The sequence below is a fragment of the Hyunsoonleella ulvae genome, from assembly GCF_016827605.1.
Taxonomy (GTDB): Bacteria; Bacteroidota; Bacteroidia; order Flavobacteriales; family Flavobacteriaceae; genus Jejuia; species Jejuia ulvae.
Genome location: NZ_JAEPJQ010000001.1, coordinates 1,195,067 through 1,208,644, shown reverse-complemented (window position 1 = coordinate 1,208,644; position 13,578 = coordinate 1,195,067). Strand labels below are relative to the sequence as shown.

Sequence of the window (13,578 nt, the reverse complement as noted above, 5' to 3'; positions counted from 1 at the left end):
ATTTATACAATGCGTTAAAATAGTGCTAATACAGGCTTTTGGCATTTCCCTATCGGGGAAGCAGGCAGGCTTTCATGACCCAATCCCTAGCATAACTATCTGCCAACATATTTGCAGAAACAGAATCCTTTTTCATCAGCTAAAGTTCTTTCCGCTACACTTTGTCTTTATACCCCACTACTCTATCTTTGCCTCAGTTTTAAAACACAAAAAAAATGACCAAAAACGTTCGTGTGCGTTTTGCACCCAGCCCTACAGGGCCACTGCATATAGGTGGTGTTCGTACTGCATTATTCAACTATTTGTTTGCCAAAAAACACAACGGTTCGTTTATTTTACGTATTGAAGATACGGACCAAAACAGGTATGTTGAAGGTGCTGAACAATACATAATAAATGCGCTAAATTGGTGTGGTATACCAGCCGATGAAAGTCCTGTTAACCCAGGAAAATATGGCCCATATAGACAAAGCGAACGTAAGGAAACATATAAAAAATATGCTGAAGAACTCATAGCATCTGGAAATGCCTATTATGCTTTTGATACTGCCGAAGAACTGGATTTTCATAGAAAAGATCATGAAGCAAAAGGCAAAACGTTTATCTACAATTGGCATAACCGATTAAAGCTAAGCAATGCCTTATCGCTTTCTGAAGAAACCGTAAAAGCAAAATTAGAAGCTGGCGAAGATTATGTGATTCGCTTTAAATCGCCACAAGACGAAACCTTGCTTTTAAAAGACATAATTCGTGGCGATATAAAAATAGACACCAACATTCTAGATGATAAAGTACTGTTTAAAAGTGATGGTATGCCTACCTATCATCTAGCTAATATTGTTGACGATCACTTAATGGAAATCTCCCATGTTATTCGTGGAGAGGAGTGGTTACCTAGTTTAGCGCTACACCACCAATTATACACTGCATTTGGTTGGAAAATTCCTGAATTTGCGCACTTACCGTTAATTTTAAAACCAACTGGCAAAGGAAAATTAAGCAAGCGTGATGGCGATAAATTAGGTTTTCCTGTATTTCCCTTAGAATGGACAGACCCAAATACTGGTGATGTTTCTAGAGGTTATAAGGAAGATGGCTATTTCCCAGAAGCCATGGTAAATTTCCTTGCCTTTTTAGGTTGGAATCCAGGAACCGAACAAGAAATTTTTAGCCTAGAGGAGCTGATAACTGCTTTTAATTTAGAACGCGTAAATAAATCTGGTGCGAGGTTTGATCCTGATAAAACTAAATGGTTTAATCATCATTATATGCAAGAACAAGACAATTTAAGTTTGGCCAAAGGTTTTAAAACGGTACAACCAGAATTGTCCGATATTGATGTAAACTATATAGAAATGGTAGTTGCATTGGTAAAAGAGCGTGCCACATTTATTTCAGACTTATGGGGCTTGAGTCATTTTTTCTTCTCTGCTCCTACTACTTACGATGAAAAAGCAGCTAAAAAAGCCTTTAAAGAGGGCACAAAAGACATTTTAAAAGAGGTTGTTTCTATTATAAATACCATTGAAGATTTCACTGTAGAAAACCTTCAAACCAGTATTAAAGGTTGGATTACTGATAACGAAATAGGTTTTGGGAAAGTAATGATGCCGCTACGTTTAGCATTAGTAGGTGCATTACAAGGCCCTGATGTTTTTGATATTATGTTTATGATTGGGAAAAATGAAACTTTGAACAGAGTAAACAAAGTTATTGCTGTTTCGTAATTATTTACTTATTTGAGATTTAACTATGGTTAAAGTAATATTGCAAGATTCAAACAAAGGCTTTAAATATGGAATGATTGTTTTGGGGTTAATCATTGTTTTAGTCATACTAACCCAGCTTCTAAACTATGCATATTATACTTTTATTTCTTTGTGTATAGGTGTCCTTACCTTTGGCATTGGAATATTAGCTCTCGTAGGATTCTTAAAAGGTTTTAAAGATCAAAATAAAGTGAAGAAAATAATAGGGCTAATAGTTAATCTTACTGTTTTAGGGCTTTTTATATTAATAATTGTTGCAAATGCCTCAGACGTTTACCAAGCTTTATACAATTAGAATTTTAGCATTTTGGTCATGGATACCACCTTATTTGTAATACCATCCCCTAAATTAACTTCGTATTTCCTTTTCAAAATATAACCTCTAGAGGTGTAAAGTTTTTCGCCACTAAGTGTTGCTACAAGCTCTAAAGAGCTAAAACCTGCAGCCGCAGCCTCGGCTTCACTTTTTTCTAAAAGTAATGCGCCAATACCTTGTCTTGTATAATCTGGATGCACAAAAAACGCTCTAATTCTAGCTGAATCTTTCTCAGGGTTAAGTGTATTATCAGATACATGAATAGCATCATTCTTACCAAATAATAATTTACGTTTGCTCCAACCACCACAACCAATCGCTAATCCAGCATCGTTCTCTACAATCCAATAAGTATTGTCTAAGATCAGCTGTTTATCAACAACCCAGGCAGAACCCAAAGCTGCTTCAATCTCCTGTTTGGTATAAAAGAATTTGTTGATTGCTTTAGCAGATTTCTGAATTAATTCATTTAAAGCAATTTCATCTTGTAATGTAGCTTTTCTAAACCTAAAATTCATTCACTTTAGAAAATTAATAATGTATATTGCAATATTAGTATTTTAAAAACTCAATATTCCATAAATATTAAATTCATTGCAAGATGAAAAGCCTAACAATACTATTGTGCATATTCTCTTTTTCTGTTCTACACGCTCAATATTCAGAGGGTAAAATCTATTTAAAAAATGATTCTGTCTCAAAAGGATTAATAAAGGTCAAAACGTTTGGAGGTATTAAGTTTAAAACCTCAGAAAACTCTGAACCGTTGGAATATGACTATAAGACAATATTAGGTTACGATGTAAAAGGCTGGCAATATAGATATGAAAAAAAGAAAGAAACGCGCAAACCAGAACTTTTTAAATTAATTCTTGAAGGCAAAATATCTCTATATAGTAATTTTGTTTACAATCCAGGTCGTGTAGATTCTAATGGCTTTTCCATTGGTGCTAGTTCATCTACTGTATACTACATTAAGGTAAAAGAACAACTACTTGCCATAGGTAATAGATTAAAAAAGAAAGACATTATAATTTTTGAAGACTGCCCTTTACTGATAGAAAAAATTCAGAAGAAAGAGTTCAAAAAGTGGGATATTTATGATATTGTTGAGTTCTATAACGAAGATTGTAATTAAAAACAATGAAGCATGAAATTATTCCAAAAACTTCTTTTAGCTTTAATTATTATTACAACTTTTTCATGTTCAAAGGAAAAACAAAAACCCAACCTTCCCCTACACAATAAAAAAGTCCTAATATTGGGGAACAGCATTACCCAAAATGGTACATATGTTGATTTTTTAGAATATTACCTTAGAAAAAGCTATCCAAAGGAAACGTTGGATATTACCAGTATTGGACTATCAGGAGAAACTATTTCTGGCGACTCTGAGCCTAATGCCCCTTATCCATGGCCATGCATACATTCACGTCTAGATAAGGCATTACAACTTATTAAACCAGACCTTGTAATTTCGTGTTACGGGATGAATGATGGTATTTATTCTGAGAAGGATGTTACACGTTTTAATAACTACAAAAATGGTATTACCAAGCTCATAAAAAAAGTAAAAGCTGCCAATGCTACACTTATTATACTAACACCCACACCTTTTGACCCTGATCCTGTAAAGGCAAATATTTCTTTTGATGGCGAGGCACAATCTTATCAACACCCCTACTACAATTATGGTAATGTGTTGTTTGATTATTCCAATTGGTTACAAACTATAGATGGTATTAACATTATTGATCTTAACACGTATTTAAGTCATCAACTTATTGCTATTAAAACTCAAAAAGCCGATAGTACATTTATTCCAGATGGTGTACACCCCAATCCTTTTGGTCATTTTTACATGGCTAAAAAGATCCTCTCTGATCTATACCCAAAAATTCAAATTAATGAAGCAACATCAGAAATTAAGCATCTAAAAACAGATTCATTATTTATAACAGTTAGTAACCGCAGAAAAATACGTTCAGAAGGGTGGCTAAACTATATCGGTTATACTGCTCGAGGCAATACTGTAAAATCTAAGGAGATCAATACAACACTAAAAAAAGTAGAGCAATTAGATGCTATTATTAAACAACTGCAAAAATAAGTTTATACGGATACTGGGCATTAAAACGACACCATAGCTCCTAGAACCAACATATTTTGATTGCCTTTAAAACGTGCATCGCCTCCTGTGGTATCTAAACCTTCATTTTCCAACTTATTTAAAATATTGGTAAAGCCATAGATATATTGTGCTTTTAACTTAAAGTTTTTAATCCCTAACGATGCTCCAACTACACCATTAAGATTAAACTGGGATATGTTGGTAATGTCTTCAGCAGTTAAATTGGTGTAGTTATTTATAAAATACCCTTCTTGATCTTTATTTTTAAACTCCAATTTTCCATTGTACTGCAACATAGGGCCAACATCAATTGTAAAATGGTTTTTAATGGCTTTAATATGAAGCAGCATTGCTACCTGCGCAGCAAACATTTTATAGTTTATAAATTCATTTTCGGTACTTACCAAACTTGGTCGTCCTAGGATATCAATATTATTTTCTGATAATTGCATACCAAAACTAATGTTATACCAACGCAAAGGAATATCTACAGTAGCACTTAAACCTCCTAGAAAACCGTCCCCTTGAGACGTCACAAAATTGTTGGTAGTAATATCAAACTTTGTAATTCCTCCAAAAACAGAAAAGCCATTGGTTATAGGGTATCTTCCTTTTTGCGCATTTAAAAGTGTAACAAAACTTAGCAAAAATACTACTAATAGTATACGTTTATTAATTTTCATGTATTTAGGGTTTGTTGCCCAAATATAACGTAAATTAGTAATCCTATTTTTTTAACCATTAAAAAACACGAATATGAACTTCATTTACATCCCTTTTCTCGTTTTGGGGTTAATTATTTTAATCTCATCTTTTTTTATCGTAAAACAGCAAACCGCTGCTATAATTGAACGTTTTGGTAAATATCAAAGTATTCGCCAATCAGGATTACAAATGAAAATTCCTTTGGTAGACAGGGTTGCTGGAAGATTAAGCTTAAAAATACAACAATTGGATGTTATTGTGGAAACTAAAACACTCGATGATGTATTTGTAAAACTTAAAGTATCTGTACAATATTTAGTGATTCGTGAAAAAGTATATGATGCCTTTTATAAGTTGGAATATCCTCACGATCAAATTACCTCTTTTGTATTTGATGTTGTACGTGCCGAAGTACCCAAAATGAAGTTGGATGATGTATTTGTTAAAAAAGACGATATCGCCATTGCTGTAAAACGCGAGCTACAGGAATACATGAGTGAATACGGTTATGATATTATAAAAACATTAGTTACAGATATTGATCCTGATGCACAGGTAAAATCAGCTATGAACCGCATTAATGCTTCTGAACGTGAAAAAATAGCTGCACAATTTGAAGGAGATGCACAACGTATTTTAATAGTTGAAAAGGCTAAAGCGGAAGCTGAAAGTAAGCGTTTACAAGGGCAAGGTATTGCAGACCAGCGTAGAGAGATTGCACGTGGTTTAGAAGAGTCTGTAGAGGTACTAAATCGTGTTGGCATTAACAGCCAGGAAGCATCAGCATTAATTGTAGTAACACAACATTATGACACCCTGCAGTCCTTAGGCGAGGAAACCAATAGTAACCTAATTTTATTACCAAATGCACCACAGGCAGGAAGTAATATGCTAAACGATATGGTTGCTAGCTTTACGGCAAGTAACGCCATTGGTGAGGCTATGAAAAATGCTAAAAAGAACCCTCCTAAGGATAAATAAACCACTATGGATTTGAAATCCATAGTTTTAAACAAAAGAATAAAATACTTTTTCAACGCTAGATTGTCATTCAGAGAGATGTGCTGCCTTAGCTGTCTCTGAATGACATTTTTTAGGACTTTTTAAACTTTATTTCTTCTTCCTTAGGCTCCTCCTCCACTTCTTTATTTAGGTTCCCCGGAAATGATAAAGATGTACTTGAAAATGTAGTGCCAAAGTTGATATTGGCATGATACACTTGACTTACCGCATCCTTAACTTGATGTTCTGACAATTCCTTTAATGGGTGTATGAAAACTGACCATAACACCCCATCAGACACCGCATATTTTACATCTAATGCCGTATGAAAGTTAGCTACCAATGCGGCTTTTATCAAGTCTTCATTTAAACTGTTTGAGTCTGCTATTGGCGAGATAATTCGCATTCTATTATGGTTGGTATCCGTTATTGATATCATTGGCACTTCTTTAACAAAAAACTGCCAACCTCCAAGGTTGCCATTAATAGAGTCGCTTACAGAGGTGTAAATATCTTGTAGTTTTTCGTTATTCATATTTTGTCCAAGACCCAAATATGGAATGACTAAAAGAAGAAAAGCTAATTTTTTCATGATGACGTGGTATTTCAATCTTAAGTCGAAAAATCCTAAGAAACCTTATTTACTAATTTATCTTTTAACTAAATGGATGTCTCTCTTCCCAATCTTTAGTGGGATTCATAAATTTAAATACTTGTTTTAAAATACCATTTAAAAAACCATTGGTGTGCTTCATATACATAACCATTGGTCTTGGTTTTGCACCAACCGAACTTTTAATTTCCATAGCTGTTCTTGCAAAAACAATCGCGTTAAAATCAGCTTCAATACCAAACTTTGCCATATCGTAAAGCATATTTAAATATAGCTGATTGGGATACTGGTGTTGCGTATTATAACCCAAAAAATAGGTTTCTAATTGTTTGTTGTTTAATATTAAAGTAAAAAAACCCACTAGCTCATCTTTTAGATAATATCCAAACACTTTAAAGTTTTCTTTCAGCTGAAGCTTGTATTGATAAAAATGGTTATCTGGCAAAATAAAAGTATTAAACGTTGCATTGTTTGAGACATTTAAATATAGGCTGTGTAGTATTTTTGAGTTATCCTTAATGGTTTGTAAATCTAATTCTCTGCAAACTATACTATTTAACTTCTTTTTAGCACGTTTATAGCGCCTGCGGTATTTTTTATTCATACAGGATACATAGTCGCCATTAGCACACCAATCCTCCCTAATATCCATGATCATATTGGGTTGTACAGTTGCTTTATGTAACTTGTTTTGTTTGAAAAAAATACTGTCTGCGAGCACATCATCTGTAAAAAAATCTTTTACTAAAATTAGCCTTATCGTTTTGTTAGTTTCAGATTTTATTATGGCTTCTATTTCAGAAACTCCTTTAAAAACTTCGGTATAAAATTCAGTAATTGAAATAGCTTCAGTATCAAAATAAAGTGCATGTTGGCCTGTATGGGTTAAATTGCCTACTACCAAAATGTTCCCTTTAAGGACTTTGGATATAACATCCTTCAATAACGTTTTAATACAGGATACTTTTGTATCTCTAAACATATCTTTTAGGTAGAGTTGTACACGTTGAATAAGAGCAACGCCAACAAGCCTCTTATCTTTAAAAACTCCAATGTAAAAACACTTAATATTGTTTGGGGAAGCTTCTGCTAAGGCTTGTAAATAGGCTGACTGCAAAAGAAGATTATCAACCGTTAAAACATCCCATTCCTTAGGGATATCTTTTATGTTTCTATAAATTTGATAATGTATCAATACAAAAAAGAAAAGACTGAAAATTACAATTCTCAGTCTCTAAAAATATTAAAAGTTTACAAAATTATACCCATCCAGATATAATTGACCCCATAATTGCCAATACAACAACCCAATACCCTGCATTAATTAGTGTAAGTTTAAAAGGTTTGCGTTCAAATAGATTGATAATCGCTAAAAGTGGAAAAACGAACATTACACCTGCCATAGCTCCATGTATTGCTCCATGACCAAAGCTTCTATATTTTCCAGCCCATTCTGCTAAAAAAGCTTGAGCGGTTTCTCCTTCTAATTGCCCCTCTGTCATACCGTAAACCCCCATTTCATGAATAACTAAAAACTGAGTGAAAAACGCAAGAATTATGGCTAATAGTAGAGAAACACCAAAAATAACTGGCATATTACCAGATTGTATTTTCTCTTCTGTCATCCCTGATGCTTTCATCCAAGCATTTTGAAATAACATGGGTCCGTACCATAAAAAACCAAGAATCATCGGTACTAAGGCTGCAACCAAAATTGCGATAAAATTAAATTCCATGACTTAAAAAAATTTTATAGTTAGTACTTAAATATAACTAAAAAATAAATGGAACACTTATTTTAACGTATTCACGATACTAAAATGTTATACTAACATGGCTTCTGCTACCAGTAAATCGTTTTTATCCTCCTTTGCTTTTGATAGAAAATCTTCTACAGCTTGATTGCCCTCAAAACCATTATTAAGCATCACATTTAAAACTAAAGTAACTGCTATTCTAGTACCCGCCTTTTTAACCGCCGTATTAAATAACGGTTCTATTTCGTCATAAGACACATTTTTGGCTAACTCTAAGATTTCAGAACGTACTTTTAAACGTTTCTCTTCTGATAAATTGGTGTATTTTTTGCCTAACTGCTTTATAACGTCTATTGCTTTTCTTTTTGGTTGACTAGGGTTTTGTTTTTGGCTTTGATTGTTGTTTTGTGAAGGTTTCTTCTTTGCCCAAGTATCACGTAAACCCACTGTTTTATTGAATACCAAACGCTCTGTTGAAGCATCATCGTCCACATTAAAATATCCTAATCTTTGGAATTGGTATCTGTCTCCTACCTGCGCTTCTTTTAAACTTGGTTCTACATAAGCCTGAATAGTTTTTAAGGAATTAGGATTTAAAAATTCCATAAAATCTTTGTCTTGATAGCTATCTGGCGCTTCGTCCATAAACAATCTATCGTATTCTCTAACCTCTGCTTTTATCGCATGGGCGATTGAAACCCAATGCAGGGTCCCTTTTACTTTTTTGGCAGTGTCTTCTGAATAGGTGCAATGGATCTCTGTAATCTCGCCATTTGCATCTTTAACAACATGTTCTGCTTTTATGATGTAAGCGTTTTTTAAGCGCACTTCGCCTCCCAATTTCAATCTAAAAAATTTATTGCTCGCTTCTTCTTTAAAATCTTCTCTCTCAATGTATAGCTCTCTTGAAAATGGTACTTTTCTGTAACCTGCGCTTTCATCTTCTTGATTGTTTTCAGCTTCCAACCATTCTACTTTATCTTCTGGATAATTTGTAATTACTAGCTTTACAGGATTTAAAACCGCCATAACACGTGGCGCAGTTTTATTTAAATCCTCACGAATACAAAACTCTAAAAGCGATACGTCAATAACGTTGTCTCGCTTAGCTACTCCAACGGTTTCTACAAATTTTCGTAATGCATTGGGCGTATAACCTCTTCGCCTTAAACCAGAAATTGTTGGCATTCTTGGGTCGTCCCATCCTCTTACTATACCATCTTCTACCAATTTAAGCAATTTACGTTTACTCATAATGGTGTAGCTCAAGTTTAAACGTGCAAATTCACGCTGTTTTGGCCTTAATTTATTAGGGTCTACTACTTGATCTAAAAACCAATCGTAAAGCTCTCTATGGGGCTTAAATTCTAAAGAGCATAATGAATGAGAAATTTGTTCTATATAATCACTCTCTCCATGGGTCCAGTCGTACATTGGGTAAATACACCAATCATTTCCCGTTCTATGGTGCTCTTTTTTTACTACACGATACATAATAGGGTCGCGCATCAACATATTTGTATGTAGCATATCAATTTTAGCGCGTAAAATATGCTCGCCTTCATTAAACGCGCCATTTTTCATACGGTCAAACAGTTCTAGATTTTCTTTAACTGTTCTATTTCTATATGGGCTATCAACTCCAGGTTCTGTAGGTGTCCCTTTTTGTTCTGCCATAGCTTCGCTTGATTGAGAGTCTACATAGGCTTTACCCTCTTTAATCATCATAATAGCCCAATCGTACAACTGCTGAAAATAATCTGAAGAAAATAAAACCTTATCCCATTGATATCCTAACCAAGCAATATCGCGTTTTATTGCGTCTACATACTCTTGTTCTTCTTTAGCAGGATTTGTATCGTCAAACCTAAGGTTTACAGGTGCATTGTAATATTCGCCCAAGCCAAAACTAATACCAATAGCTTTGGTATGACCTATATGTAGGTAACCATTTGGCTCTGGTGGAAATCTAAAACGCAAATCTTCCTTTGCCATTCCATTTGCCAAATCTTCTTCTATAATTTGCTCTATAAAATTGAGTGATCTTCTTTCTTCAGACATACTTCTTCGTGTTTCAACCAAATAAGCTTCAAAATTACACAAATTCATACTATTTTGATCTATTTACACCGAACTAAGCGTAACAAAATTTAAATGCGGTACACTTACTTATTAGGATACATGAACTTTAAATCTTAAAAAATGAAAAATATAAACTATGTTTGCCCTAAATGTTCAAATACTACTTACCAAGTAAGCGAAATGCGAGCTACAGGTGGTACTTTGTCTAAAATTTTTGACGTACAGAACAAAAAGTTTACATCAATAACTTGCTCGAACTGCACATACACTGAGTTTTACAAAACCAAAACAAGTGCTTTGAGCAATATTTTTGATTTATTTACCAACTAAATGGGCATAATTAAAGTTGAAAATATAAGGGTATTCTCTTATCATGGTTGTTTAAAAGAAGAAACAAAAATTGGTAGTGATTATAGGGTTGATGTAAAAGTGAAAGCTGATTTACAAAAGTCTGCTAAAACCGATAATCTTGATGATACTGTTGATTATGTGTTTTTAAACAAAGTGATAAAAGAAGAAATGAGTATTCCTTCTAAACTTTTAGAGACAGTAGCCAAACGCATTTTAGATAAAATTTTTAAAAATGATGCTTTGGTACAAAAAGCCACGGTTTGCATAAGTAAACTAAATCCACCTATAGGCGGGGATGTTGAAAGTGTAACGATAAAAATGACGGATAAACGTAAAAAGTGATTTTTTGTAAGCAAAAGTCACAAATTTTTTTACATTTGCAGCGTTAACTTCCCTCCCCGTGGAAGTGAAACTTTAAGAAGTTCATCAAACATATATCATAGTTTCCTACTATATAACAAGGCGTCGTGGCCGAGTGGCTTAGGCACAGGTCTGCAAAACCTGCTACAGCGGTTCGATTCCGCTCGACGCCTCCAAGTAAAGCTTTCAGATTTTTTCTGGAAGCTTTTCATTTTTCATGATATTTAATCTTGAGAATTTGAAGTTTTGAGCGCTTGAACTTAATTAGAAAACCTTTCTTTTATTGGATTCATTTTTTCTAGTTGTTCTTTAATGATTTCTTTTTCCTTTGGAAAAAAGCCCTGTACTAACAATAGCATTCCAAAACCAAGAATCACTAATGCAATAACTTTTTTGGTTTTAAATATGAGTCTAGGTGTTAGCTTACTCTTAAGCTGTTTTGCTGCAGCTATTTTTAAGAGGTCTACTAAAAAATAAACCACAAGTATCGTTGAAAGGAAAACAATTACACCATCATTAGTTTGTGTTAATGTATTCCCTAAAACAATAAAGGCAACCCAACCTAACAAAACTCCAATATTAATAAAGTTTAGAAGAAACCCTTTAAGGAATAATTTACCATAGCCCTTTTTTATTTCTACCTTATGATATTCTCTAACAATTTCGCGGAAGGACTTAGAGGTTTTTAAAAAAGATATTAATCCATAAGCCACTAAAAGCACGCCTCCAAAAATTAAAAAATTAGGATCGTCTTTTATTTTATCCAATAGCTTGTTTGTACTAAAAAAGGCAACAATAATGAACAAAATATCAGCTAAAATTACGCCTAAATCAAAAATCAAAGCACTTTTAAAGCCTTTAGTTGCACTTGTTTCAAGGAGTACGAAAAATACTGGACCTATTGTAAAGGCTAGAATTATACCAAAGGGAATTGCTGCAATTATGTCGTCAAACATCTAAAGATTATTCTTTAAACAAAGTAAAGAAATAAATGCATAAACAAAAAAAGGTGCTTTAAAATAAAAGCACCTTTAATCAACTAAACTTGGTAATTATTGCTTAATCAACCTAATATTATCTATTCCAGATAGTGTTTCTATTTGAGCAAAATAAATGCCTGACTTTAAGCCAGAGCTACTTATTATAGCTTCACTACTGTTTGGTATTAATGCTAATACTTGCTTTCCTAGCACATCATACACCCTTATAGTTTCTATTTGAGTGTTTTGTCCTTTCACAGTCCAAATATCTTGTGTTGGGTTAGGGTAGGCTTTAAAAGATGATTTAGAGAAATCATCTGTGCTTAGTACTGTATTGTTATGAAGATAAACATTATCTAAGTATGCCGTTCCAATAAGACCAGCTGTAGTGATTAAAAACTCAGTGATGTTTGCTCGTTCATAAGGAGCATTATTATTATCTCCATCTTCGTCTACCATCATTGTCTCAATTTCTACATCATAAGAAACCCATGTTTGGTTCTGGGTACCATCTCCAGGAAGTGCAATTGTTGATGATATTGCATTTGTTTCTCCTGCTCCAGCTGCGTGATTAGATAATTTAGGATTAAAAACTTGTCCTCCTAAAAAATCATCTGCAACCCAAAAATCCATATGAAAGTGAGTCATTCCACTAGCATCAGCTACCGAACCTAAACTTGAACCCATAAATGTTCCTAAACTTAGCTTCAAAACATTATTTCCAGCAACTTCTTCTTCTGTAAATGAAGTTGGATCATCCCAAGGCACATTGTTTAAACCAAGCGCAGTACCATATGCATCACCGTATAAAGAGATAACATTCGCCGCAGATCGGGCTGGAGGAGTAGGAGGGGCATCAGTTGGCTCAGGTGTTTGAGGAACAGCCATGCCATTTGCAGCACCTGCAATATCATCTACCCAGTAAGTTGATGTACCAGTATCACCAAAGTTCGTGAAAACTGAAATTTGAGCATACTGCCCGTATTCTACTGCAGCACCCTGATTTGGAAAACCGTTTGTAGCGCCATTAAAGTCTAATGTAATTGTTTGCCAACCAATATTGCCATCTGTAGTAAATTGCATTTCGATTGGAAATGTATCAACTCCACCTGGTTGTTTAGCGCCTAGTTGAAATAAACCTGTCATTACAACTGCTTCTGAAGTGTAGAAATCAAACGTAAACGTTTTATTTGAAGTTGTCATGTCAATATAAGTGTCTAACGCTAAATCTATTCTACTATTGAATTGATCCGTTCCGCCAACTATCTGACCAACCATATCTCCACTGTTATCTATAACACTAAAAGCAGAGCCGCCTCCGCCTACAAAATTTGCATCGAGGGCATCATCAAAATCTATTGGTAAGCTTTGGGAATATCCAAATGAAACCAGTAAAAAAGAAAGTAAAAAAGTAATTTTTTTCATCATAAGTAATTTTAAATTAATATTAATCGAATTAGTTTAATTGTTGTCTTTCAAATTTAAGTCTGGATTGTTGATATATTGACAAAA

At 33.9% G+C, this 13,578-nt stretch carries 15 protein-coding genes and 1 tRNA gene; 8 read left to right on the top strand and 8 right to left on the bottom strand.

Features of this window, described 5'->3' with window-relative positions; all coding sequences use genetic code 11:
* The first annotated feature begins 215 nt into the window (after positions 1 to 215).
* Positions 216 to 1,727 (top strand): glutamate--tRNA ligase, encoded by a 1,512-nt coding sequence (gene gltX / locus JS605_RS05385; protein ID WP_203256623.1) that lies wholly within the window; start codon positions 216 to 218, stop codon positions 1,725 to 1,727.
* A 25-nt stretch (positions 1,728 to 1,752) separates the two neighbouring features.
* The gene (locus JS605_RS05380; protein WP_203256622.1) at positions 1,753 to 2,064 is read left to right on the top strand and encodes a hypothetical protein; all 312 of its coding nucleotides are present in this window, start codon (positions 1,753 to 1,755) and stop codon (positions 2,062 to 2,064) included.
* Here JS605_RS05380 and JS605_RS05375 read toward each other — a convergent pair.
* Positions 2,061 to 2,603 carry a GNAT family N-acetyltransferase gene (locus JS605_RS05375; protein ID WP_203256621.1) on the bottom strand — a complete coding sequence of 181 codons (543 nt, stop codon included), beginning with the start codon at positions 2,601 to 2,603 and terminating at the stop codon, positions 2,061 to 2,063. The genes JS605_RS05380 and JS605_RS05375 overlap by 4 nt on opposite strands.
* Before the next feature lie 83 nt (positions 2,604 to 2,686).
* Between JS605_RS05375 and JS605_RS05370 the strand changes: the two genes are divergently transcribed.
* Together JS605_RS05370 and JS605_RS05365 are read left to right on the top strand one after the other, a co-directional pair.
* A complete protein-coding gene (locus tag JS605_RS05370; RefSeq protein WP_203256620.1) occupies positions 2,687 to 3,223 on the top strand; it encodes a hypothetical protein in 537 nt (178 codons plus the stop codon).
* Between the two features lie 12 nt (positions 3,224 to 3,235).
* Positions 3,236 to 4,195, top strand: a complete 960-nt coding sequence (locus JS605_RS05365) for an SGNH/GDSL hydrolase family protein (protein WP_203256619.1) — start codon at positions 3,236 to 3,238, stop codon at positions 4,193 to 4,195.
* A 20-nt stretch (positions 4,196 to 4,215) separates the two neighbouring features.
* Here the strand turns inward: JS605_RS05365 and JS605_RS05360 are convergent, their stop codons facing one another.
* Positions 4,216 to 4,899 carry a hypothetical protein gene (locus tag JS605_RS05360; RefSeq protein WP_203256618.1) on the bottom strand — a complete coding sequence of 228 codons (684 nt, stop codon included), beginning with the start codon at positions 4,897 to 4,899 and terminating at the stop codon, positions 4,216 to 4,218.
* Positions 4,900 to 4,972: 73 nt separating this feature from the next.
* Here JS605_RS05360 and JS605_RS05355 point away from each other — a divergent pair, with 73 nt between their 5' ends.
* On the top strand, positions 4,973 to 5,902 hold the full coding sequence (locus JS605_RS05355; protein WP_203256617.1) for an SPFH domain-containing protein: 930 nt from the start codon (positions 4,973 to 4,975) through the stop codon (positions 5,900 to 5,902).
* Positions 5,903 to 6,014: 112 nt separating this feature from the next.
* Here JS605_RS05355 and JS605_RS05350 read toward each other — a convergent pair whose 3' ends face one another.
* The 4 genes from JS605_RS05350 to JS605_RS05335 all read right to left on the bottom strand — a co-directional run bounded on the left by JS605_RS05350 (position 6,015) and on the right by JS605_RS05335 (position 10,354).
* Positions 6,015 to 6,515, bottom strand: a complete 501-nt coding sequence (locus JS605_RS05350) for a hypothetical protein (RefSeq protein WP_239000256.1) — start codon at positions 6,513 to 6,515, stop codon at positions 6,015 to 6,017.
* A 64-nt stretch (positions 6,516 to 6,579) separates the two neighbouring features.
* Entirely contained in the window at positions 6,580 to 7,731 is a 1,152-nt protein-coding gene (locus JS605_RS05345) for a GNAT family N-acetyltransferase (RefSeq protein WP_203256616.1), read from the bottom strand.
* A 64-nt stretch (positions 7,732 to 7,795) separates the two neighbouring features.
* Complete coding sequence (locus JS605_RS05340) at positions 7,796 to 8,272, bottom strand: DUF1761 domain-containing protein (RefSeq protein ID WP_203256615.1); 477 nt, start codon at positions 8,270 to 8,272, stop codon at positions 7,796 to 7,798.
* A gap of 87 nt (positions 8,273 to 8,359) precedes the next feature.
* Positions 8,360 to 10,354: a glutamine--tRNA ligase/YqeY domain fusion protein gene (locus tag JS605_RS05335; protein WP_203256748.1), complete on the bottom strand. Its 1,995-nt coding sequence runs from the start codon at positions 10,352 to 10,354 to the stop codon at positions 8,360 to 8,362.
* Positions 10,355 to 10,495: 141 nt separating this feature from the next.
* Between JS605_RS05335 and JS605_RS05330 the strand changes: the two genes are divergently transcribed.
* From JS605_RS05330 to JS605_RS05320, 3 genes are all read left to right on the top strand, one after another.
* On the top strand, positions 10,496 to 10,705 hold the full coding sequence (locus JS605_RS05330) for a zinc ribbon domain-containing protein (RefSeq protein WP_203256614.1): 210 nt from the start codon (positions 10,496 to 10,498) through the stop codon (positions 10,703 to 10,705).
* Complete coding sequence (gene folB / locus JS605_RS05325) at positions 10,706 to 11,068, top strand: dihydroneopterin aldolase (protein ID WP_203256613.1); 363 nt, start codon at positions 10,706 to 10,708, stop codon at positions 11,066 to 11,068. It abuts the gene before it with no gap.
* A gap of 119 nt (positions 11,069 to 11,187) precedes the next feature.
* Positions 11,188 to 11,262 (top strand) — tRNA-Cys (locus JS605_RS05320).
* An 84-nt stretch (positions 11,263 to 11,346) separates the two neighbouring features.
* Here the strand turns inward: JS605_RS05320 and JS605_RS05315 are convergent.
* Positions 11,347 to 12,042: a LysE family translocator gene (locus tag JS605_RS05315; RefSeq protein ID WP_203256612.1), complete on the bottom strand. Its 696-nt coding sequence runs from the start codon at positions 12,040 to 12,042 to the stop codon at positions 11,347 to 11,349.
* 96 nt (positions 12,043 to 12,138) lie between these two features.
* Entirely contained in the window at positions 12,139 to 13,494 is a 1,356-nt protein-coding gene (locus tag JS605_RS05310) for a T9SS type A sorting domain-containing protein (RefSeq protein ID WP_203256611.1), read from the bottom strand.
* Positions 13,495 to 13,578: the final 84 nt, after the last annotated feature.